Source organism: Bacillus ectoiniformans, assembly GCF_016908875.1.
Classification (GTDB): Bacteria; Bacillota; Bacilli; order Bacillales; family Domibacillaceae; genus Bacillus_BX; species Bacillus_BX ectoiniformans.
The window spans coordinates 16,955-40,389 of the sequence record NZ_JAFBES010000015.1; the positions used below are offsets into that span (position 1 = coordinate 16,955).

General features: G+C 40.1%; 20 protein-coding genes and 1 pseudogene. 6 read left to right on the forward strand and 15 right to left on the reverse strand.

What is annotated here, in order from left to right; translation table 11 throughout:
* Nucleotides 1-192: 192 nt before the first annotated feature.
* Nucleotides 193-715: pseudogene (locus JOC78_RS15120) on the reverse strand (ABC transporter ATP-binding protein); the annotation flags it as partial.
* Between the two features lie 234 nt (nucleotides 716-949).
* Between JOC78_RS15120 and yppF the strand changes: the two are divergent.
* Nucleotides 950-1,180, forward strand: a complete 231-nt coding sequence (yppF, locus tag JOC78_RS15125; protein WP_204557417.1) for a YppF family protein — start codon at nucleotides 950-952, stop codon at nucleotides 1,178-1,180.
* A 45-nt stretch (nucleotides 1,181-1,225) separates the two neighbouring features.
* On the opposite strand, the gene JOC78_RS15130 is transcribed toward yppF, so the two are convergent.
* The 5 genes from JOC78_RS15130 to JOC78_RS15150 all read right to left on the reverse strand — a co-directional run bounded on the left by JOC78_RS15130 (nucleotide 1,226) and on the right by JOC78_RS15150 (nucleotide 6,390).
* Complete coding sequence (locus JOC78_RS15130) at nucleotides 1,226-1,369, reverse strand: hypothetical protein (protein ID WP_204557420.1); 144 nt, start codon at nucleotides 1,367-1,369, stop codon at nucleotides 1,226-1,228.
* 114 nt (nucleotides 1,370-1,483) lie between these two features.
* Entirely contained in the window at nucleotides 1,484-2,257 is a 774-nt protein-coding gene (locus tag JOC78_RS15135; protein ID WP_204557423.1) for a thermonuclease family protein, read from the reverse strand.
* Between the two features lie 66 nt (nucleotides 2,258-2,323).
* Entirely contained in the window at nucleotides 2,324-2,911 is a 588-nt protein-coding gene (locus JOC78_RS15140; protein ID WP_338023219.1) for a lytic transglycosylase domain-containing protein, read from the reverse strand.
* Between the two features lie 151 nt (nucleotides 2,912-3,062).
* A complete protein-coding gene (locus JOC78_RS15145) occupies nucleotides 3,063-4,574 on the reverse strand; it encodes a glycine betaine uptake BCCT transporter (protein ID WP_204557431.1) in 1,512 nt (503 codons plus the stop codon).
* Between the two features lie 256 nt (nucleotides 4,575-4,830).
* Nucleotides 4,831-6,390, reverse strand: a complete 1,560-nt coding sequence (locus tag JOC78_RS15150) for a hypothetical protein (RefSeq protein ID WP_204557434.1) — start codon at nucleotides 6,388-6,390, stop codon at nucleotides 4,831-4,833.
* Nucleotides 6,391-6,612: 222 nt separating this feature from the next.
* Here JOC78_RS15150 and JOC78_RS15155 point away from each other — a divergent pair, with 222 nt between their 5' ends.
* The 5 genes from JOC78_RS15155 (at nucleotide 6,613) to JOC78_RS15175 (ending at nucleotide 11,694) form a co-directional block, all read left to right on the forward strand.
* Nucleotides 6,613-6,978 carry a DUF485 domain-containing protein gene (locus JOC78_RS15155; RefSeq protein ID WP_420829953.1) on the forward strand — a complete coding sequence of 122 codons (366 nt, stop codon included), beginning with the start codon at nucleotides 6,613-6,615 and terminating at the stop codon, nucleotides 6,976-6,978.
* Entirely contained in the window at nucleotides 6,975-8,501 is a 1,527-nt protein-coding gene (locus tag JOC78_RS15160) for a solute symporter family protein (protein WP_204557441.1), read from the forward strand. Before JOC78_RS15155 ends, JOC78_RS15160 begins: the two co-directional genes overlap by 4 nt.
* A 148-nt stretch (nucleotides 8,502-8,649) precedes the next feature.
* Nucleotides 8,650-9,375, forward strand: coding sequence for a L,D-transpeptidase family protein (locus JOC78_RS15165; RefSeq protein ID WP_239587210.1), 726 nt, complete (start codon nucleotides 8,650-8,652; stop codon nucleotides 9,373-9,375).
* 108 nt (nucleotides 9,376-9,483) lie between these two features.
* Entirely contained in the window at nucleotides 9,484-10,710 is a 1,227-nt protein-coding gene (locus JOC78_RS15170) for an ATP-grasp domain-containing protein (RefSeq protein ID WP_204557443.1), read from the forward strand.
* 12 nt (nucleotides 10,711-10,722) lie between these two features.
* Nucleotides 10,723-11,694, forward strand: coding sequence for an ATP-grasp domain-containing protein (locus JOC78_RS15175; RefSeq protein WP_204557446.1), 972 nt, complete (start codon nucleotides 10,723-10,725; stop codon nucleotides 11,692-11,694).
* Here JOC78_RS15175 and JOC78_RS15180 read toward each other — a convergent pair.
* The 9 genes from JOC78_RS15180 to JOC78_RS15220 all read right to left on the reverse strand — a co-directional run bounded on the left by JOC78_RS15180 (nucleotide 11,691) and on the right by JOC78_RS15220 (nucleotide 23,313).
* The gene (locus tag JOC78_RS15180) at nucleotides 11,691-12,254 is read right to left on the reverse strand and encodes a hypothetical protein (RefSeq protein ID WP_204557449.1); all 564 of its coding nucleotides are present in this window, start codon (nucleotides 12,252-12,254) and stop codon (nucleotides 11,691-11,693) included. The two genes, JOC78_RS15175 and JOC78_RS15180, sit on opposite strands and share 4 nt — an antisense overlap.
* A gap of 189 nt (nucleotides 12,255-12,443) precedes the next feature.
* Nucleotides 12,444-13,556 carry an alanine dehydrogenase gene (gene ald, locus JOC78_RS15185; RefSeq protein ID WP_204557451.1) on the reverse strand — a complete coding sequence of 371 codons (1,113 nt, stop codon included), beginning with the start codon at nucleotides 13,554-13,556 and terminating at the stop codon, nucleotides 12,444-12,446.
* Nucleotides 13,557-13,660: 104 nt separating this feature from the next.
* On the reverse strand, nucleotides 13,661-14,899 hold the full coding sequence (locus JOC78_RS15190; RefSeq protein ID WP_204557453.1) for a PucR family transcriptional regulator: 1,239 nt from the start codon (nucleotides 14,897-14,899) through the stop codon (nucleotides 13,661-13,663).
* A gap of 141 nt (nucleotides 14,900-15,040) precedes the next feature.
* Nucleotides 15,041-15,475, reverse strand: a complete 435-nt coding sequence (locus JOC78_RS15195) for a DUF1284 domain-containing protein (RefSeq protein ID WP_204557455.1) — start codon at nucleotides 15,473-15,475, stop codon at nucleotides 15,041-15,043.
* Nucleotides 15,476-15,675: 200 nt separating this feature from the next.
* Nucleotides 15,676-15,855: a hypothetical protein gene (locus JOC78_RS15200; RefSeq protein WP_204557457.1), complete on the reverse strand. Its 180-nt coding sequence runs from the start codon at nucleotides 15,853-15,855 to the stop codon at nucleotides 15,676-15,678.
* A gap of 207 nt (nucleotides 15,856-16,062) precedes the next feature.
* Entirely contained in the window at nucleotides 16,063-16,653 is a 591-nt protein-coding gene (locus JOC78_RS15205; RefSeq protein WP_239587211.1) for an SCO family protein, read from the reverse strand.
* Between the two features lie 174 nt (nucleotides 16,654-16,827).
* The gene (locus tag JOC78_RS15210) at nucleotides 16,828-18,924 is read right to left on the reverse strand and encodes a heavy metal translocating P-type ATPase (RefSeq protein ID WP_204557458.1); all 2,097 of its coding nucleotides are present in this window, start codon (nucleotides 18,922-18,924) and stop codon (nucleotides 16,828-16,830) included.
* A gap of 115 nt (nucleotides 18,925-19,039) precedes the next feature.
* Nucleotides 19,040-22,171, reverse strand: coding sequence for an AAA family ATPase (locus JOC78_RS15215; RefSeq protein WP_204557460.1), 3,132 nt, complete (start codon nucleotides 22,169-22,171; stop codon nucleotides 19,040-19,042).
* A complete protein-coding gene (locus JOC78_RS15220) occupies nucleotides 22,168-23,313 on the reverse strand; it encodes an exonuclease SbcCD subunit D (protein ID WP_204557461.1) in 1,146 nt (381 codons plus the stop codon). Before JOC78_RS15220 ends, JOC78_RS15215 begins: the two co-directional genes overlap by 4 nt.
* Nucleotides 23,314-23,435 lie beyond the last annotated feature (122 nt).

Genomic DNA, 23,435 nt, shown 5'->3' on the forward strand with positions numbered 1-23,435 from the left:
GGGTCTCCTCATGTTCAGGCTGATGAAAGAATTGATCTGTCTCAGCTGATTCGACCAGCTGACCATCCGCGATTAGCCATGTATAATCTCCTACTCTTTGAGCCTGTGCCAGATCATGAGTCACCCAAAGAATCGTATTTCCTGAATCCTGATGAATCTTCATAATCAGCTTTTCTATTTCTTTCGCTGCTGATAAATCCAATGCCGAGGTGATCTCATCTAATAGCATGATGGACGGATTCGTCACAAGCATTCTTGCCAAAGACAAGCGCTGCTTTTGTCCTCCTGATAAATCCTCTGCCTCTCTATCCAATAATTCACGCGGCAGCCCTACATAATCCATCATCTCTTCCGGATTGCCCTGATCGGTTTTATGCAGGCAAGATGATAAGGTTAAATTGTATAAAATAGTGCCAGGAAGCATCGCAGCAGTTTGAAAAGCCAGACCTACTTGCCGGCGCAGCTTTTGAACATTCCATTTCCTTACTTCTGTAGAGTAAACTAGCACTTCCCCTGCATCAGGTGTGATCAAAAGGTTACAAAGGGATAGCAGCGTACTTTTACCAGATCCAGATGGCCCGACAATGGTGACAACCTTTCCTTTTGGAACTGAAGCGCTCACATTGTGAAGAATATATGTATGTTCTTTATGGGGATTGTTTAAAGAGACATCTTTAAATTGAATAGCCATTTCTTCTGAACTTTTATTGATCATTCGGCACTCCTCTCCGATTGCTGTCGTTGATTTTGCTTTTATTATTCCCCTTTTCTAAAAAGAATAAGCCATCTATTGGCCTTTAAAAGACGAGAAACAAAAAGTGACACGACTTCGGTCAAGATGTGTGAAATTTGAAAGAAAGTGTCTAACGATTTAGGGCAATACGCAAGAAATTACATGTTATGATTTTTATAACATCAGCCGTAAATAATAAAAGTGGAGGAATGAATCATGCTATTAGAAGATTTGATTATACATTTCATTTTACTGAAGAAACAATTGCCAAAACACGCCAACGACCTGCTAGATCATATACAAAAAAGCTATCTTCTTGGAGATCTAAGCCTGCTGGAATACAAATGTTTGCTTTTTGAACTTGAACAAAGAGGAGCGGAGAAGCCTGGTTTAATGGCCAAATTTCAGTATTTAGTTCAATCAAACCCATCAGCTTGTTCAGGTTAAACAGTGTTCAAATGAAAAAGCAGCCATGCGGCTGCTTTATACTGACTAGTCTTTTTTCGCTTTATTTTCGTTTGGCTGATGAAACGGGCGTCTTTTCCCCCACCAAAACTCGTGGCGGCGTCTCATCATTTCTTCCATCTCGGCCTTCGTCGGTTCCGGTCTTTCTTCGCGTTTGCGGTTATTGTCCATTGTGATCTCTCCTCTCACATAATTGTTGACAGGATATCTTATGAAAAAAAAAGCAAAACGTGAAAGGAAGCTGATGGCTGTTCAGATTGCTGACGTATTTTTCACCTGATTATATTATCTTTTAGCTGCCCGGTATCCTGCTTTTTCAGCTTCGGCTTTCGTGCAAAATATTTCTTCAGGCTTCGTTACTTCGTAAGATTGATTTCCTGGAATATGATAAATTTTATCTCCTGAACTTGAAATGTTGCCTTTAATTTGACAATCCTCTGAATGAGAGGCATTGCCGGCTGAACTGACTGATTCAGATTTCTGCTCATCATTATATCCCCGCTCAGCCACATAATTTTCAAGAGACCATATCCCTGCTTTAGCTTTTTGAGCAATGGATTGAACTTCCCGAAAGCGCTCTACATACTTCGTGTTAGGAGGAAATATAGCCACCCTCGCTAAACCTTCGGCAATTAACTGTTCATTGATCATTTCTCCTTGATGCCACACATACGCGAGAATCCTTCCATACTGATCACGTTCCTGCACATCAAATTCAAGCTCCACCTGCTCGTCTGTCAAGGCGTTCTTTGTAAATTCGGATGCTTCTGGCCCAAATGGCTGTACACCTTTAGAAGGATGTTTCGTCTCCGGTGTATCTACTAAAGTTAATCGTACTCGTTCCTTTTTTCCGTTTGCTAACTTCACATCAAACGTGTCTCCATCTACTACATAGATCACTTGCCCTGATAAACGAGAAGCAGGATCTGTTGCACCGTTCTTTTCCTGCTGAATGTTTGAAGGCTCAGAAGATGCTGGGCTATTCGTCTCCTTAGTCGTATCTGCCGCACATCCGGCGCTTACTAATAAGCAAGCCGCAACTACTAATTTTTTATACAATTGGCACTCTCCTTTTCATTCCCCGTGACGTCCTAAGTCTGTAACAGTCCAGATTGAATAGCCAATCTACTGATTTTTGCTGTATTCCTGCAAAAAATGCAACACATCATTAACGTACGTCTGGCTATGATTGTAAGCAAATATGGCTCGTTCTAACTCTCCGTCTGCAGCTCCATTGGCTTTTAAATAATGAGCCGCACTAAAGACCGCATCTTCTAAATCAAATGGATCTGCCTTGCCATCGCCATTTGCATCTACTCCGTATCCCCCATATTTGCTGATGACAGCTGGATTAACCTTCTCTACATGAGGAATTTCCCCTTTTCCTAGTCCGCTGCAAGTGGGGTGACTCCAGCCTACAAATGTACATGGCATAAACTGCATGTGCCCTTCAGCACCAGCGGGCGAAAGAAGCGGATCCATTCGTGAAAACTTTGTTTCCACTCGGTGATGGGCCGCTAAAAGCTCCCACGGTACACCATATTCTTTTTCTGCGGCTTTATAAATGGGTATGTATTCAGCTGGCACTTCTTTAGGAGCCAGCATATTTTTGGGCTTCGGCGGCTGTTCAGTCATTATAAAAATGAGCAGAATTATAAACGGAATGGCTATTAAAGCCCGGACTACCGAGCGTTTTAATCGTTTTCTTTTCACCTTAATTGTTCCCCTTCGACAAATCATGCATATTTTCAATTCCTATCTATATTAGAAAAGTCGAAGAGAAACTGCAAGGATTATCAAAAAAAATAAAAAAATGCACAGTGTGCTTTTGTTCTAAGACAAGAGACACTGTGCACATTTCTCACTATTTTGCTTTTGGTCCACGCATAGACTGGACAATTTTTTTCCGTTCAAGTGTTAATGAGCGGTATAAAGATACCATCATTAAAACCATAATTATTGAAAACGGGAAGGCTGCGATGATTAGCGCATTTTGCAAAGCCTGCAGTCCGCCGCTGTACATTAAGATCACTGCAACTAATGATTGTGCAATTCCCCATGTCATCTTCACCCGATTCGGAGGAGTCAATGAACCATGAGTCGTTTGCATACCTAACACAAAGGTAGCTGAGTCGGCTGATGTGATAAAGAACGTGCCAACAAGCGTAATAGCTACAATAGAAAGAACAGTTGACCACGGAAACTCATTAAACACAGCAAACAATACTTCTTCTGTCGCATATTTGGTTAAATCTGTTGCTCCAGACATTTGAATATCCATAGCAGAAGCACCGAACACAGCGAACCAGAAGAAACTCACTAAAGAAGGCATTAAAAGTGTTCCGATTAAAAATTCGCGAATCGTGCGCCCGCGTGAAACCCGGGCAATAAAAATGCCGACGAACGGTGACCAAGAAATCCACCAAGCCCAATAAAAGATGGTCCATCCATTGATCCAAGACCGATGTTCCTCATTTAAAGGAGCAATTTGAAAGCTCATCCGCACTAAATTTTGCATATAGGATCCCAATGTATCCGTAAATAAATTCATGATAAACATGGTAGGTCCAATGACAAGCATTAACACGAGCAACAGAATGGCTAACACCATATTGGTATTACTTAATATTTTTATTCCTTTGCCTAGTCCGCTCATAGCAGAGATTAAGAATAATACCGTTACTACGGCTATGATGATAAATTGGACACCAAAACTTATCGGAACACCGAATAGAAACGAAAGTCCGCCGTTTATTTGTGCCGCACCAAACCCAAGTGTAGTGGCTACTCCGACTACAGTTGCAAAGACGGCAATCACATCTATCATTGTTCCTATTGGACCTTTCACTTTATCGCCTAACACAGGGGTAAGTGTGGCACTTATTAAACCAGGTTCCCCTTTTCTGAACTTATAATAAGCCAAAGCAAGGGCCACTAAAGCATAGATGCCCCATGCATGTACTCCCCAATGGAAATACGAGTAGCGCATTGAATCTCTTAATGCTTGATCAGTTCCTGCCTCTGCTAAAGGAGGACTTGAAGCATAATGACTGAGCGGCTCAGCTGCCCCCCAAAATACTAAACCAATTCCCATACCTGCACTAAATAGCATCGCAAACCATGTTGGAGTGGAGTAATCCGGCTTTTCTCCAGGCTTGCCTAATCGAATAGCCCCCACAGGACTAAACACTAAGAATAAACAAAATAACACAATAACGGAAACTAAAATTAAATAATACCAGCCAAAAGCTGATGTGATGAACGCTTGTACATTTGCTGTGATTTTCTCAAAAGCACCAGGTGCAGCTGCACCGAAGCCAACAGCAATTACGACAAGTGCGATCGTAAACCAAAAAACATTTGATATTTTCTTCATGCATTTCTCCTTTCAAAAATGTCTTTCTAATGCACATGGGAATGGGCAGTATCGGCTGTTTTTTTGTCACAGCCTTATTTACATTAACAAACTTCGACATTCCCTTCAACTATTAACCACTTGCTGAATAAAAGACATTTTTTTGTTAATATGCGGATTTTAGAATTTTTTTATTCTTCTCCCCCTACATTTAACTATCTTGCTAAGTGGCCGACCCTCACTCAAGTCCAATGTAAAAAGGCAGCCGCAGCTGCCTTTAATGATGAAGATGATTGATTTCCTTTCCAATTTCAACTCCATACACGTCTTTTAATCCATAGGTTCTTTTTTCAGCCAGTTCAATTTTTTTTCGTTCTTCTTTTTCCTCCGTTTTCGCTTTTAACAGCGCCTCTTGAAATTTCTCTATTTTATGTTTAATTTCTTCCTGCTGATGGGTGATCTCTTCTAGCTGATGTTTAGATCTGTATATTTCTCCCGTTACTTCTGAATTATAATCAGGATATTTCTCTAAAACGAGCGCAGCAATTTCCGAGAAAATCTTGTCTATTTTCTTTTCTAATTGGGCCTTTTCTGATTGAAGATAGCTCGATTTAATAAAACCAGATACCGCTTTTAACATCCCTTGCTTTTTATCTGACTCATCTTCTAGCTTTTCATTTATTTTATCTAGCTTTTCTTGCAGGCGATTATTTCTTACACTAAGATCACCAAAGTATGGCCTGTGTGGATCGTGCTTTAGCATCTGCTTTAACTTTTCATTCAGTTGTTTATGATACGACTCCGTTTGATGTAAGGCTGTTTCGTTTGACACAAGCTCTTCTTGTAAAAGAGCAAGACCTTTCTGCCAATCATTTTGCTTTTTGACCAGTTCGTTGACTGTCCGCAAATGAGATCGATATAACTCAAGCCTATGACTCCATGTGTTTGAGAGCCTGTTAAGATCCGCGTTTTTTTCTTCTTCCGTTAAGTATGGCAAAGCTGTCTGCATAATGACAATAGGGATTAACCCTTTGTTATAAAGCAGGTTTTGATAGCGGTACAGCACTGTTCCACCTTTTAAAATAAGGGATAGCAGCAAATTAGGATTCGTCATCCATGAAAAATATGCCATTTCCTCAGGCGGCTGACTCTCTTCATTTTTATTAAATGACTGAAGTAAATATTTATAGAATTCAAAACCTGTGCGGTCGGTAATTTCAGTAAATAAGAAAAAGAGGCCGTAGTCTTTAATTGCCTGTTCAAGTTCAATGCCAGTCATGGCGGCCATATCTAATGACTGCATCAGCTGCTCCTGATAGTAACCCGGCAGGTCTTGAATAAACCCGACAATCTCCTCCACCCAAAAGGCAGAGGAGTGATCACGTTTTGACTGTTCTTCGATCAAATGACGATACATCTCTTTCATTTCCCAATGAATAATAAATTCTAGTTTGTTTTTATTGAAGGATTGTTCATAGGTTTCTTTAAAATCCTTATATTGTTTTTGCATCTGAGCAAATAATTCTTCTATTAGATCCTGACACTGTTTCTCAATTTCATAAGCATCCTTAAAACTCCTGCCAGGCAGCTTTAACGTTTGACTTAGTTGCAAGAGCAAATCTAGCTGCAGTTCTTCTGCTTCTTGACCTTTTAATTCTTCTGCTTCCTTCTCCATCCATTTATAGAAATGATCGGATTGCTCTTTCGAAACCATATCTTTCGTTTTTGAGGAAACAAGCTCCCATACATTTAAGTCCTTCATCATCACGTATACAAATCTTAAATGATTGTCCTTTAAAGAAACTAATGCCTGTGCTAATTGTGTGCCTTCTACCATTTACATCCGTCCAATCTTTTCTTGATCATGTACAACTATTATATACAAAACGAGGGCAAATATCGATTATTAACGAGATTCAAACATGCTTGTCGAATGATGTCAAATAAAATATTTGAACTTTTTTTGAAATTTCTCTTGCCAAAACTTGGATTATTTTTTAAAATTAACACATAATTCTGAAACTTGAAACCGGTTTCAGAATAATACGCTTCAAGGGGGATGTATATGGATAATCGAATTTTGAAAGCGGATTCACCCAAAAAGAAAGCGATTGATTACGAGGAGATTGCAGCTAGCGCTGACTTTCAATCCTTAGTAAAAAAGAAAAATAGCTTTCTGTTGCCTATGTCGTTATTCTTCTTAGCTTTTTACTTTTCTTTGCCTCTTATGACTTCCTACTCAAAAGTTTTAAATACTCCTGCAATCGGCGCTATTTCATGGGTATGGATCTTCGCATTAGCCCAGTTCATCATGACTTGGACTCTTTGTATGATGTATGTTAAAAAAGCCAACAAGTTTGATGAAATGGCCGAAGAGATTATTAAAGACTACCAAACGGATGATGAAGGGGAAAAAAGCTTATGAGTATAATTGGATTAGCGTTTTTTGTCAGCATTGTAGGCTTGACACTAGTAGTTACTTGGTGGGCGGCTAAACGAACGAACACTGCCAGTGAGTTTTACACAGCCGGAGGCGGACTGACCGGCTGGCAAAATGGTATTGCGATTGCGGGTGACTATTTATCTGCTGCCTCGTTTCTTGGAATAGCCGGTGCCATCGCTCTTAATGGATTTGATGGGTTCTTCTTCAGTATCGGGTACTTAGTAGCTTACCTGGTTGTTCTTTATATCGTTGCTGAACCATTACGTAATTTAGGGAAATATACGCTGGCGGATATGATCACGGCTCGATTCAACCAAAAGAAAATCCGCGCGACGGCCGCTTTCAGTACAATCACGATTGTAATATTCTATATGATTGCACAGCTTGTAGGTGCAGGAGCGCTTATTCAGTTGCTTTTAGGCATTGATTACTGGATCGCAGTTCTGATTGTTGGAACGATGATGACCATTTATGTATTGTTTGGCGGAATGGCTGCCACTAGCTGGGTACAAATTATTAAAGCAGTTCTATTAATGATTGGTACTGTCATCATTTCATTCTTAGTTTTAATGAAGTTTAATTTCAATATCTTAGAGATGTTTTCACAAATGAAGACGGCTACGCCACTAGGTGAAAACTTCCTGAACCCTGGAGTTAAATACAAAAACCCGATTGACACGATGTCAATTACAATGGCATTAGTGCTTGGTACAGCTGGATTGCCGCATATCCTTATGCGCTTCTTCACTGTAAAAGATGCGAAAACAGCTAGAAGCTCCGTTGTTGTCGCTACTTGGATTGTAGGTATCTTCTACATTTTAACTATTTTCTTAGGCTTCGGTGCTGCCGCATTTGTTGGAGCAGATGATATTATTGCTGCTAACGCAGCCGGCAACATGGCCGCGCCATTACTTGCCCAAGCTTTAGGCGGAGATCTATTAATGTCCTTTGTATCTGCGGTAGCATTTGCTACTATTTTAGCGGTAGTAGCTGGATTAGTATTGTCAGGAGCTTCAGCCTTTGCCCATGATATTTATGGTGAAATTATCAAAAAAGGTAAAATCACTGAGAAACAGCAAATGCTTGCTGCTCGCTATGCGTCTATTACCGTTTCCGTTCTTTCTGTTGTCCTAGCTTTATTTGCTCAAAAAATGAATGTCGCGTTCCTTGTTTCATTAGCATTCTGTGTAGCAGCAAGTGCGAACTTACCAGTTATTATCTACACGATCTACTGGAAAAAGTTCAACACAACAGGCGCAGTTACAGGTATGATTGTAGGTCTTGTATCGGCTTTAGTGCTTGTGGCGATCAGCCCGAACGTACTAAGCCCAGAAGGTACAGCTATTCTTGTTGGGAACCCAATCTTCCCATTAACGAACCCGGCCATTGTTTCCGTTCCATTAGGCTTCCTCGGCGGTTATCTCGGTACGGTACTATCAGCCAAAGCAGATGCACGCAAATATGCTGAAGTTACCGTTAAAGCGAATACAGGATTAAAGGGTTAAACCTTGCAGCAGGTGCTTAGGCATCTGCTGTTTTTTTATGGAATGAACTGAGTACTTTTGTATGAATAGACGAAAAATCCTTTATTTTTGGTCGCTTCGTGGATATTATTGCTATAATAGAAAGAAAAAGTAAAAGGTGGAGAACAATATGAAAAAAGTAACTGCACTTTTGATCTTGACTTGTCTGTTCTTCTTATCTGCCCCCTCCCCTTCTTTGGGTGCAATGACCATGCCCGCTTTTGAGCGCAGCATCGAGCAATCAATCGGAAACGTGAAGGATTCCCAACAGTTAATTATCGTAGAGGGCCAACAAAAGAACTTTCGAGCGGTTTATCGAACGTATGAATTCACGAACGGTAAATGGGTAAAAAAATCTGTTTCCCCTGCAGTCGTTGGAAAGAATGGAATTTCGCCTTATAAAATAGAAGGTGATGGAGCCTCTCCTCAAGGTCTGTTTGCCATTGGTGAATCATTTGGATACGGAGCTAAACCTGCGAACTTAAAAGTTAAATACACAAGAACAAATCACTATCATTATTGGGTAGATGATGTTCAGTCACCTGATTATAATAAGTGGGTGTACTATAAAGGAAATCCATATACTAGATGGAAATCTTTCGAACGTTTAAACCATCCGCTATACAAACATGCATTAATTATCCGCTACAATGAACGACCTATTAAAGGGAAAGGCAGTGCCATCTTTATTCATCGCTGGCGCTACTCAACGGTTCCTACGGCTGGATGTGTTGCCTTATCTGAACCTGATCTTGTAAAGACATTGCAATGGATCGATCCTTATAAAAACCCAAAAATAATCATGGGTGATCAAACTTCCATTTTAAATAAGCTGAACACCTATCCAACTAAATAAGATTTTCTTCATCAACCGTCAATCAAATGACGGTTTTTTTAATTCTTTTCCTGTCTTGTACATATAGTACTAATATGGGCAATCCCTTCTAAACAAGGAGGATCATCTATGGACACAATAATTTTTTTAGAAGCCAATCAATCAGGCACCAGCCGTGATGCGATACGCGCCGCCAGCGAACTAGGGCTCTATACCGTTTTGTTCACACAAAAAAAGCAGCTTCTTCGTAAACGTGACAACTTTAAAGAGGTACATAGAATGATCTACATCAACGATTTGCATGATGAACAGGCCGTACAGAAAAAAATTACTGAAATAAAACAGCTTGGAGCTGCTATTCTGTCGATTATCAGTTTTATTGACGGGTATGTCCGTTTGGCTGCTCATTACTCTCTCCCATACAGCCATGTCCCTTTCTCTCTGCCGGCGATTGGGCTTATGGAAGATAAAATATGCACAAGAAAGATCCTTAAAGATCATCCGGCAAACTTAGACTTTCAAGTGATAGATTTACAGGGCAAGAATATCCGGGTGGATTTGCCCTTTCCATTTATTTTGAAATCACCTAATTCCAGCGGTTCAAAGGATGTATTTCTCATAAACTCCCATGATCAGCTGCAACAATCCATTTTAGCGTTCAAGAAAAAAACTGACCTGCTTTTAATAGAAGAATATGCAGATGGAGATCAGTACTTAATTGAAGTGCTGATCAAGGATTCCGTTCCTTATATCATGGCAGTAATCAAACAAACCATTACACATGAAGAACGTTTTATTGTCACTGGCTATTCTATCTCTCCCGTATACAGAGAAGAATTTTTTCATAAACTGCAAAAAACCATTATCAGCATAGCGGCAGAGTTTCAACTTGCAAACGGAAGTGCTCACTTTGAAATGAGATATAGCTCTAACGGGTGGAAGTTAATTGAAATTAATCCCCGCCCAGCTGGAGGAGCCATAAATCGGATGGTCGAAAAAAGCACCGGTATTCAATTAGCCAAAGAAACGATTAACTTAAATTTAGGCCGCCCGCTCTCGTTAAGAAATAAAAGGCAAATAAACATTCACACAGCCTATTTAACCGTGCCTAAAGATGGCGTATTAAAAAAAGTGACGGGTTCTTTAAAGGCTGCTTTATCAAAGGGTGTGATAGATGTCTTTATTAAACCATCAGAGGGCTCCAAACTCTTTAAACCTGTTTCTATGGGACATAGGTATGGGTATGTCATGGCAGCAGGAAGAACGGTAGCTGCAGCAGAAAGATTTGCGGTTCAAGCTGCTAAAGAAATATGTTTTCATGTAGAAGAATACAAAGGCCAGTCGGCTGCCAATTAAGGGGGGAATGTAATGACTGTGATCGGCATGCTAGGCAGCTGTAAACATCCAGATATGATGATTCAGGTGTATTCGTATGCCGCTGTCGCTAAAATGGAAGGCGCTGAGTTCTTTTATTTCACTGAAGACCATGTGAAAGCAGAAGAAAGAATAATAGAAGGGTATGTCTATGAAGATGGTCAATGGAAGGTTCAAAGCTGCCCCTTTCCTGGCACAGTCATTCTAGCTGACCCCCATTTAGCAGTGAGCCAAAGGGTCATGAAAGAGCTTAGGAAATGTGCAGTTCTTCTAGGAGAGGCCTGCTATGATTATTTTTACCTTCATCAAAAAATAAAAGCAGCTGAACAATATGCCCATTTTCTCTTGCCTTGTTTTGAAATAGACACGATCAATCAATTAACTGATTTACTGTTTCGCTATGTGAAGGTTCAAGTCATTCTGCCATTGTCAGAAAATAAGCCTTGCTTTACTATTGAACGCCAAGCCCATCTATATACTCTCATCAGTGAAGGGCGATCTGAAACAATGACGATTTCTTCTCTAAAAAAAAGGATGCAAGACCATTTGCATCACTATCCTGTGTATGTACAGCCATTATCTAAAGGTTGGAAAAGCAATCAATATACCGTTCGCACTCAAAAGTCCGCGACTGGTCAATGGCTCATTAGGTCAATCTCTGCTTTAAACGCTTGCGAGACAAATCACACGATTACTTCAATCAAGCCCTTGGAAAATGAAGCGTATGACATTACCCGCTATTTAGAGCATTTTTCTCTTAGATGTTCCGAGCATATCGAGTCTCTAGAGGTGGATCGTCTATTAGATCAATTGGAATTTATTCTAATCATCGATTCTAACGGCCGTTTATGGATTCAGCACATTCACTTTCACCTAGAATATACACTCTCCTTTGACCAAATGCTGGATTCCATTCGAGAACGGTTGAGATATGCTATGTATTTAGAAACATCGGCTAATGCTTAAGTGGGATTAATTAGTGTTTCGAAACTTTGCATTCTTTCCTCAAGCTCTGTTTTCAAAGCTTTTTCTTTGCTGGATAATGTGCTTGGATCTTTACTTGGCTGAGTAGCTAAATGTAAATACTCTTTATAAATAATATGCACATCTAACAGCTGTAAATAGGGTTTGATCAGTTCTTCCGGCGGATCATTTAATTCAATCAGCAGTTTATTGCAAGTCTCTGAATCTAGAAGCACTTCATCAATCGTTCCATTATTTTTTAAGTCATTATATGAACTCATGCTGCCAGCGACAACTCCTTCACCTACCTGCACTTTTTCTGTGAGGGGATCGTTAAGTGAATAACTTTGAATAATTGTATGAGCCTTATCTATATTTCCCTGCATGAGGTGATTGATTCGAATCATCTTATCAGCATAGGCAGCATAGTATTGTTTTTCTTTATAGTTCATATAGAGGCCAATACTGACAAACAACAAGATACTGCATGAAGTAATAGTGAAGAATGAGGCGTACTTTTTAAACAATTTACTGGCATTGACTTGATGAAAGCTGTTTTCCATGAACAACCCCTCCTCTGTAACCAGATCAACCGATTGAATCCTACTTTGCAATCCCCATTTATTTACCCTATTAAAAGTAAAATATTCAAAAAATTTATTGTTTTTTCCAAATTTAGAAGAAATATTCCCCATGAAAAAACTGCCCCAACATTTACCGTTCAATGTTGGGACAGCCTCTCTTGTTGTGTATTAAACTAATTCTTCTACCGCTTTGTAGTCATAACCAAGATCAGTTGCAACTGCTTCATATGTTACGAAGCCGCCTAAAGTATTAACGCCTAGTTTAAGTGCTTCGTTTTCTTTAATCGCTTTTTCGAATCCTTTATTCGCAATTTGCAATGCGTAAGGGATTGTTACGTTTGTTAATGCTACTGTTGATGTACGAGGTACAGCTCCAGGCATATTGGCTACTGCATAATGAACGACACCATGTTTTTCATAAGTTGGGTTATCATGAGTAGTAATACGGTCAACCGTTTCAAAGATTCCGCCTTGGTCGATAGCTACATCGACAATCACAGAACCAGGAGACATTTCTTTCACCATATCTTCTGTTACAAGTTTCGGCGCTTTTGCACCCGGAATTAGAACCGCACCAATCACAAGATCGGACTCTTTTACTGCTTCCGCAATATTTAATGGATTAGACATTAATGTTTGAATGTTTGATCCGAAAATATCTTCTAGCTGACGTAGACGGTCCGCACTTAAATCGATAATTGTTACATCTGCACCAAGTCCTGCAGCGATTTTAGCTGCGTTCGTACCAACCATACCGCCGCCGATTACTGTTACTTTACTTTTGCGAACACCTGGAACTCCGCCAAGAAGAACGCCTTTTCCGCCTTTAGGCTTCTCAAGGAATTGAGCACCGATTTGAGCAGACATACGGCCCGCTACTTCACTCATTGGGGAAAGTAAAGGCAATGTACGGTTTACAGAAACAGTTTCGTACGCAATACCAGTGACACCATTTTCCACTAGAGCTTTAGCAAGTGCCGGCTCAGCTGCAAGGTGAAGGTAAGTGAATAGAAGCAAATCTTTACGGAAATATTTATACTCAGACTCTAAAGGCTCTTTTACTTTTAGAACCATTTCAGCTTTTGCCCAAACATCCGCCGCACTGTCAATCATTTCAGCGCCTAGCTGTACATATTCTTCATTAGTGAAACCGCTTCCAATTCCTGCCTCTTTTTCAACTAAAACTTTATGTCCAGCTTTAACTAAAGCACTTACTCCAGCAGGTGTAATAGCTACGCGGTTTTCATTATTTTTAATTTCCTTAGGAACACCAATAATCATTAATAACAACTCCCTGAATTTTTAATATACCATTATAGTATGACAAAAATAGCAACTTTTCATCAGTATAAACAAAAAATAAAGGGAGATGTTTTTGTGGATTTTTACAAATCAGATTCCTCTAGCTGCTTAATTAATAAATCCAAATACAATGTAATTTTTTCATTGGCATCTTTTAAATCAATTTCAGAGATCTCAGCTATTCTTTTTAAACGATAGGCAAGTGTGTTGGCATGAACATGGAGCGCTTTAGCTGCTTCGTTCATATTGCCGTCAAATTGCAGAAACACAAAGATTGTTTCAAGCAGATTGGAATGGTGGTCATTATCATATTTCATTAATTTTTTGATGGTCTGATTTTTGTAAGAGGTATTCCGGCGAATCTTGGCCAGTTCTTCTATAAACTGAAATACGCCCAGTTTCTCATAACAATAAATTTCTGACGCAGCGAGCGGAAACTGCTGTTTGATTTTTAATACATGAAGAGCCTCTTTATAGCTTTTCTGAATGTGAAGTCCGTTTTCAGCAAAGCTGCCAGCTGCCGCCTGAATGCCATCGATCTGCTGGCGCTCATTGATTTTTGCAGTGAAATTCTTAATGAATTTATTTAAATGGCCTGATTGATCAATCTCCGGCACCTTCACTAATAAAATCATTTGTGCCGCGTCATAGGTTCTCGCAACAATCGGAAGCTGCTGAATGGTTTCCGCCAGATAATCCGCTTGCCGCTCAAGAGAACGATGAATCGGCTGAACAAAATCGAAAATGATCACTGAAAGCGGACCAGCTAACCTCAGTTTGTGCTGCAGATTCGCATTGTCAATATCTCTTAACCGGTCAAAGTGGCCAGTTAACAGCTGCCAGAAAAATTCTTGATAGCTTTTCTCTGTCTCTTTTTTTCTTTTCTGATATTGGGTAAGCTGATTCTTTACTGCTTTTGCCGCTTCTTCAAGAATCATTAATTTTTCTTCATTAAATTCTTCTTTTGGATGTGCCCAAATAAATCCGACCACTTCATTATGCTTCCGTACGGAAATGGCCACCCGGTCTCCAAGTGAGACCTGATCGATCCGCGGTATAATGACTGGGTCTTCAATTTCAAACAGCTTAGGGATCGCTCCGCTCTTCCAAAGGCTATTAATAACATGTTCAGGAACCCGTCTTCCCATGATCGTTGCAATTCGAACGGGGTCTACCTCGTCTTCATGCCGGCTATAGGCAATGATTCGATGGTTCGCATCCTCAATCGTGATCGGACAGCCAAGTTCTTCGCTGATCCGGTCTGCAAGGATTTCTATGGAATCATAATCGTTTGAAAAATAATTTCCTGTTGCTCTTACCATATAGTGATTTTCCCCCAATAAGATCGTTAATCATTTAAGTATTGTATCATTTTCCCGCCTACAATCCTACATGTAAAAATGTCGATCACCTTAAAGAAAAAACATCGGAATCTATTTTTAACCATATGTTCAGCTGCTGGGTTACAGACAACGATTCAGCTCTTGTTTCTTTAATTTTCTAATCCCTTCTTTACACACGCCTGATTGAAGCCATGAACAGTTTTCGCACAAGCGATCAAGATCGTCAGGTTCCACATTCTTGGCGGTTTGTTCCACTAAAAAAGACTTCCGGTAGCTCTCTCCTTCTATTAAACCTAAATGGCTAATCACATTTTGATCCAGCGTTACCACATGGTCTTGTGAGCCTTCAGCCGCATTGCATATGGCTTCTCTCCTGTTTGGACATGATAAGCAGGCTTCATCGATACTAGCAGTCACTTTTATGAAAAAGTCTTTCTCGTTGTTTCTAATATCATTAACAATGCTCGTCATTGTCTGTATGAACTCAGAACTGTAGCCCATCCCTTCGAATCCATGAACGCAAAGAAGATGATGACCGCGAATGATTTTTGTCATCAAACCCACCTCCATTTCCTATTTATTATTTATAGTTTATAAGACATTTTTATTGCTGAAAAGAGCATAGGAAAAACGGAACGGCTGTATGAGAGGCCGTTCCGTTTTAATTGGCTGATTAAATGATGGATTAGCTGATTAGTTTAGTAATTGCAGACTAATTGGAAAGAATATTCGAAGACTAAATAGACAGGAGGATCTTAATACTTTCTGGACTCACAATTAGGGCATAGATAAACATCTTCTGCATCAAAAATAGAGCCGCACTTCGTTTGCTCCAGAACAACCATGGCTTTTCGCAAATCTGCTCGGACACCTTCCCAACCGCATTCACAATTAATACGATTATAAGAACCAAATTTGTAAACGCCGTAGTTCATAAAATCACCCCTTTAAGAATTTTCAGAAAAATCTCTGTACTTACATATTACACAGTTGAACGCCGAAAATCAATTACAAAATTGTGAATTTTTTGTTAAAAATACAAAAATCAAGCCTTGATTTTTAAAAAAAATTATTTATTTTCGTCTGATTTTACTGGTTTTAATGAAAAAACAGCGCTTTTGATCACGCTGCTTTATTTGTATTTATTCTTTTATTAATTGTTTCATGTCTAAAACAATTTCATCAAACGGCACATCTTCATTTCCAGGATAGCTTTTCACTACTTTCCCTTCCTTATTAACTAAATAAAAGCTTGTGCCATGCATAATTTGATTAGAATTAGGGTCTGGAACCGCCAGCGTTTGAAAGTTCTTTTCAGCAAACTCCCTGATGTATTCAGCATCATATCCCGTTAGTAAATCCCAATTTTTTTCGTCAGCGTCATAAAGAGAAATATATTGTTTTAGTTTTTCCGGCGTATCAACTGTTGGATCTACGCTGAATGAAACAATTTGGTAATCTTCTACGCCTTCCTCTTTCAATTGCTTTTGAAGATCCGACATATTTTTAGTCATCGGCGGGCAAACCGTTGTACAGTTCGTAAAAATTAAATCAGCAATCCACACCTTGCCTTTTAAATCTTCCAGACTTACTTTTTTATTATCTTGGTTCACATGTTCAAACTTTTCCATTTCCACATCCATGTTTCCTTGAAAATCGGAATTGCTGCAGCCTGCTGCAACTATTATAATGCTCATCGTTAATAAAAGAAAAAATGCACGAAATAATTTCAAAATCTTCCCTCCAGCCAAAAACTAACTTTCTTACTTTAATCGTAGTACAAAGGTATAAATTTCTCAATGGGATGTCAAATTTTATCATGAACAATTTATGAATTATATTTTTTTGATAAATAATAGCCGCCATGGAGAACGGGGCGGCTAAAAACCTTGTATTGATTATATGATTCAATGAACGCTATTTTTTTCTTGCTTTTTTTCAATTAATACGGTCAGACTGATTAAAGTCACAATGATCGTTGCCCCCATGTCTGAAAGGATAGCGATCCAAAGTGTCAGCCATCCAGGTATCGTCAACAGAAGCGCAAATATCTTTATCCCTAAAGCGAAGGCAATATTAAATTTAATGATTTTATTGACTTGGCGGCTAATTGAAATAGCTTCAGGCAGCTTTCCTAAATGATCCTGCATTAACACGATATCAGCCGTTTCAATCGCGCTGTCTGTTCCTTTCCCCATAGCAATGCCGAGATCTGCAGTGGCTAAAGCAGGAGCATCATTTATGCCGTCTCCTACCATGGCTGTTTTCGATAAGCGTGACAATTCTCTGACTTTCTCAACCTTTTCATCAGGCAAGAGACCCGCATAGTAGTGAGTAAGACCAATGCTTTCTGCCACTTTCTCAGCTGTTTTTTCATGGTCTCCTGTGAGCATCACTGTAGATTTAACCCTAGCCTTATTCAGCTTTGAGATCAGCTCTTTACTCTCTGGACGAATCTCATCTCTGATTCCGAATAAACCAAGCACCTCTTTGTCGCTTGAAACCGCTACAAGGGTATAGCCGGATTCTTTCAGTGAAGCCATATCATCTTTTGCTGATTGACTAAGAAGGAGAGACTCAAGACCGCTTTCATTGCCTATATAGTACATCTGATTAAAGACACGTGCCTTTACACCCTGCCCCGGGATCGTAGTGATGTCCTCTGCTTCAGGCAAATGACTTTCCTTTTGGCTCACTTCATCGAGAACGGCTCTTGCCAATGGATGAGAAGAATTTTTTTCGATAGCACCTGCCACTTTATAAAAGAGATCCGGATAATAGACATACGTTTTCTCGACATTCGGCTTTCCTTTTGTCAAGGTCCCTGTTTTATCAAACGCTATCGTTTCTATTTGACCGAGCTGCTCTAAATACACTCCGCCTTTAATTAGAATTCCATTTCTCGCATTTCTAGTGATTCCACTGACAATCGCTATTGGTGATGAAAGAATTAACGCACACGGACACCCGACAATTAAAACAGCAAGCCCTTGATAAAACCATTCACTCCACAGGCCTCCGGCTACAAGAGGAGGGCCAACCATTACAATGACCGAGATCATCATGACAGCTGGTGTGTAATATTTAGCAAACTGATTAATAAACAATTCAGTCGGCGTTTTTGTCTCTTGTGCTTCTTCGACTAGATGCAGAATCTTCGCAAGAGAGGAGTCTTGATAAGCTTTCTCTATTTCTATTACTAAGACGCCTTCATTGTTCACGCTGCCGCCGAATACCTTTTCTCCTTCAAGTTTATCAACAGGCATCGATTCCCCAGTAATAGCCGCTTCATTCACTGAGCTGTGGCCTTTAATCACTTTTCCATCAGATGGAATTTTTTCTCCTGATTTGACAAGGACGTAATCTCCTGCTCGAAGGGATGCAATCGGAACCACATGTTCTTGGCCATTCTCGAGCCTCACCGCTTCTTTTGGTGCAACCTTTAACAATGACTCCATGGATCGTCTAGCCTTTTCCATGCCTAGACCTTCTAAATATTCGTTCAAGCCAAAGAGAATTGCTACAAGCGTTCCTTCCCTCCACTCACCAATACTAAAAGCTCCAATAAGAGCAACCGTCATTAAAGTGTCTATCGTAAATTTAAACCGGGCTAAATTTTTTAAGCCCTTCAAGAAAGTATGATAACCGCTAATACCAGCTGCCGCTAGATAGATGATAAAGACAGCTGCACCCGGAATTGATCCTTCCGCGATTAGCCCTATTGAAAATAATAGGACGGAAATCAAGAGAGAGAGTTTCCAGTTAGGCATGCGCTGGGCGGCTTGTTCACCTATTTCTTCCTGACCATCTTCTAAAACAAGAGATGCTCCATCTGCTGCTAATATGCGTGTCACATTCTGCATGTCTACTTGATCAGGCACAGATAATTTGCTCGTATTAAAATAAATTTTTGCCTCTTCGCCATTAGGCAGCTTTTGAATGGCTTCTTCTAATTCACGTGCGCAATTGGCGCATGATAACCCTTTTAATCGATAGTCAGCCATACAGACACCCCGTTTAAGTATGTGTTAAAGAAATTTTATCATATATTTTTATTTTCTTATATGATTATATGCTCATATTCACAAAGTTGTGTGGATGGATGTCTTGTGAATCCAATTATTGATAAAATTCAAAGCTGGTATAGCTGCCTGTTTGCGTAGAAACCACTTCCAGCCGAGCATCGATTCGTTCCTTTAATTCAGGTACATGAGAGATGACTCCAACTAACCGCCCGCTGCTTTGAATATCCATTAAAGCTTCAATCGCTTGATCTAACGATTCTGGATCCAATGTGCCAAAGCCTTCATCAATAAACATCGTCTCTAAAGACACACCGCCTGCATGCTGCTGCACTACTTCTGCCAGTCCTAATGCAAGCGCAAGCGCCGCTTTAAAGCTTTCTCCGCCGGATAGTGTTTTGACATGCCGCTCCTGACCCGTATATTGATCAAATGTTAATAATTCAAGCCCGCTTTGCACGTTGCCTTTTGCCCGGTCAGTTTTCCGAAGCATCTGATAACGTCCGCCGGTCATCTTCACTAACCGTTCGTTTGCCACTTGCAGAATTTCATCTAAAAACGAAGCCAGCACATACCGTTCAAACGTCAGCCTATGCACATTATTGCCATGGGCCATTTCATATAAATGACCAATCACCCTGTAGGCAGTCTCCTGTTCTTTCAGTCTCGCGTTCACTTCCTCAACTTCACGTCTAATCCTATCGTAATCGCGAATCAAACTAACAGCTTTCACCCATTCTTCATGTTCCTTTTCTATTTGGTTCTCTGCCTTTGTAATATCTACCCTCATTTTTTCCAAATCCGGCCGTTTCATGTGCTGCAATTGCTGGCTTAAGTCCTTCAGCCTATCGCCTACTGAACGCAAGTCTTCGTTATATCTATTGATTTCTTGCTGCCTCATTTTTATCTGTTCTTCTGTCCGCTTAGATTCTTCATAGTGTTTGTAACCATCAAAATTTTGTTCAGCCATCAGTTCTTTAAAGACCGATTTTTCAGCTTCTAAGTTTTCTTTCATTTTGTCTGCCATTTGCTGAATTTCTTTTAAGCTGGACTCAATGGAAGCCACTTCTCTTTCAGCCTTCTGTTTGATGTCAATAGCCTTTTCCAAACAGTCCTGCAAGTATTGTTTCCGTTTTTGCGCCTCAAGCAGTGCCTGATCATATTCTTTTTTTATTCGAATCGACTCAGGGATCGCCTCGAGCATATGATCCACTTTATACTTTTGTGACATAAAGATATCTTTCATCTCAGATTCTTTCTGCTGGCAATCATTGATCGCCTCTAACAAATGCCGTTTCGCTCCGTGATACGTTTCTTTCTCTTTCAGTAATATTGGCTTTTGCTCCAATTTGCCTTTAGCTGTTTTCAATCGCTGTTCACATTCTTCAATTTGCGCAGTCATCGCTTGTTTATAATCGCTCGCTTTGTCTAATGAGAAAGCTGTTTCATATTTAGACACCTCAAGAACTAACTCATCGAGTGCTTCCTGAACCAAGGTGAGGCGTGCGTCTGTATTTATCCGTTTTGTTTCTATGCCCTGCCTCTCATGATCTAATTGGTTTACCCGCATTTTTGCTGCATTCATTTCTTCTTCAGACGGTAAATCTCCTTCTTCTGACGCATATTCTGGATGGTCCGTTGACCCGCACACCGGACAGGTTTCACCCGCTTTTAGCGACCTGGCTAATATGCCCGCTTGATGTTTATGCCATTTCTTCTCTAATCCTTCATACGCTGCTTTTTCTTTTTCATACCGGTCATTTATTTCAGAAGCTGCATTCGTTAGCAATTGCTGTTCTTTTGTCAGCTCCTTGCATTCCTGATCTTTTGCTGCTGCCTTCACGATGATTTGTCTGGCAGATTGAAGCTTTTGTTCTAGCTTTTCGTTTTCATAAAAATCTTTTTGGACTTGATCTAACTCAGACAATTTCTTTTCCACTTGACCGGCATGTTGTTCCGCTGCTTCATATTTTTTTTGCAGCGCTTCTTTTTCATTATTTAATGCATGTACTCGTTCTTGCGCTTCAAGAAGAATGCTTTTTTCTTTATCTAATGAATAAACCGCTTCCTTTAAAGAAGTCAGTTTCATTACATGTTCGTTTGCTTCTTCTCGTTCAGTTTCTTTTGCCTTCTCTTGCTCTAATGCTGTCTCTGCTTGATTCATATGCACCTGTGCAGTCTGAAGCTGAACGGCTATTTCTTTCCGGTTTTTCTCTAGTTCTCCTGCCGCTTTGCTTAGCTTAAAACACTCCGCTTCCTGAAGCGCCAGCTTGACTGCTTTTTCTGCCCAAACGATTTCTTCCTGCTTATTTTTTATTTCGCTGCTTTTTTCTTGAAGCATGGCATATTCCTGCTTCAGCCTCTCCTGTTGATTAAGCTGTTCAACTACGCGTTCAGCCTGATCATATTCTTTCTTTAAGAGATCTCTTTTTTCTTGAAGCTGATCGATCCGCTCTTTTCCTTCCTCAGATTCTTTCGTTATTTGCTGCTGATCAATCATAAGCCGTTCAAGGATCAGCTCTTCGTTTGCAGCATCTTTTGCGAGCAGCTCGATCATCTCGTTCGATGCAGGCTGAATTCCTTTTAATAGCCTGCCTCGCTCATGGATATCTGATTCTACTCGCTGTTTCAGCTCGCTTGCTTGCTTCTTTAATTTCTCTTCAATTTTTTTATAAAACTCGGTATGAAACAGTTTTTGCAGAATTTGTTCTTTCTCTTTACTGTCAGATACGAGCAGCTTTCTAAACTCACCTTGAGGAATCATTAATATTTGCCTGAATTGATTGGCGTCTAGCTGCATCAGATCTTTAATTTTTTCATCAACTTCCCGAACATTCGCTGCTAAGATCTCTTTCTCGCCCTGTTCATTTATTAAATACAGCTCAGCTTTCGCATTGACTGTTGTAAACCCGTCTCCCCGTGCTTTTCTTTTTTCCTGCTGAGGAGATCTCTGAATGAGATAGGTGCGATTTCTTAAACTGAATTGAAGGGATACTTCTGTTGGCACTTGATCTTTTGCAAACTGGCTGCGAAGTTCACTGCCAGACCGTTCTTCCCCGCTCGCCCGGCCGTAAATAGCAAAGCTGATCCCGTCAAAAATAGTTGTTTTCCCAGACCCTGTTTTTCCTGAGATGACAAACATCGTTCTGCTCTCAAGCTGATTGAAATCGATGACTTCCTTGCCGGCATACGGACCGAACGCCTGCATCGTGAGTAATATAGGTTTCATTTTTGTTCCGCCTCCGTCTTTGCTTCCTGGATCACCTGATTCATAATGTTGCGTTTTTCATCAGTGAAGGATTCAGAAGTCATTTGATGATAGAAGTCAGCAAATAGATCAATATCGGCTTTTTTCTCATCTCTTACCATTTGGTAGCTTTGCTTTTGCCGCAAATTCGTCAAGTCGACTTTTCTTTCTAAATGAAGAACATTCGGGTATAGCTTTCTCAGCTTGCCAATCGGATCAATGATTGCCCCCTGATCTAGAAGCGTGACTTTTAAATAATCTTCCTGACCACTTGCATCCATGAAATTAGCATCCATCAATTCTTCCAGAAATCCTTCTACTTCGCGCATATCTCGCTTTGGCTTCAGCACTTTTTCCTCAAATGAAACTCGTCCATGATTGTCGACATTGACAATTGACACGCTCTTTCTCTGCTTCGCTTCCGAAAAAGAATATTTCATCAATGATCCAGAATAGCGCACCGTTTCATGTTTAATCGCATCCGGGCTATGCAAATGCCCTAATGCTGTATAATGAAAAGGAGCAAAAAGATCCGCACTTACACACCCAGATCCACCAACAGATAGGGTTCGCTCAGAATCAGAAGTAGCCCCGCCAAGCACAAATGCATGTCCTACTAAAATATTGGGCTCACTCGGGTTCAGCTCTTGTTCAATTTTTCCAACAATGGCTTTCATCGCATCTTGATGGGAATGAATGGAGTCATCTTGAAAGAGGTGGCGGACAGTACCAGGTTCCGCGTAAGGAACACAATAAAAATTCACTCCATTGACTCGAACCGGCGCGAAATCAGCCGTCAGTTTTCCTTTCAAATGAAACCCGCTATGCTGAAACCAGGAAGAACCGAAAGAGAGGCGTTCCGCACTGTCATGATTGCCTGATATCGCAATGATTGGCGTTTTCAACTCTACGTTTATCTTAAAAAGCATTTCATTTAATAATTCTACCGCTTCTGTTGGCGGTACCGACCGGTCATATAAATCTCCGGCGATCACCACTGCATCTGGCTTTTCCTCTTCTACTAATCTAACAAATTGAGTTAAGACTTCTCTTTGTTCTTCTGTCATGTAGATTCCATGAACCAATTTACCTAAATGCCAATCGGCTGTATGAATAAATTTCAATCGTCTCACCTCAAAATAAGTATGTATGTTCTTATATTCTATAGTAACGAATTTTTGTCAGTAAGCAAACATCTATAAAAATGGTAAACTGATAAAATAGCAAATTATACAAGAAAAGGAGA